1 protein-coding gene is annotated in these 233 nt (G+C 40.8%); it reads right to left on the bottom strand.

Features of this window, described 5'->3' with window-relative positions; genetic code table 11:
• A partial coding sequence (locus CF394_RS00060; RefSeq protein WP_207761650.1) for a PLDc N-terminal domain-containing protein occupies nt 1-204 on the bottom strand: 204 nt, incomplete at its 3' end.
• Between the last annotated feature and the right edge of the window lie 29 nt (nt 205-233).

Consider the following 233-nt stretch of genomic DNA (forward strand, 5'->3'; position numbering starts at 1 on the left):
GTCTTCCCATTGAAAAAGGTGATTCCTGCTCAAATTGTGGCCGAAGAGCAAATAAAGGATAAAGCCGAGAACGGGAATAAAGAAGAGCACCAAGAGCCAGGCCCAGGAGGAGCTTGCATCCCGGCGTTCCCTAAAGATCACAACGATTGCCAAAAGCGTATTTAAAACTAATATAAAACCGAGAAATATCGATGTGATACTGATATTTTTAATAATATCCATATTGAACCTCA

Source organism: Tetzosporium hominis (genome assembly GCF_002265435.1).
GTDB lineage: Bacteria > Bacillota > Bacilli > Bacillales_A > Planococcaceae > Chryseomicrobium > Chryseomicrobium hominis.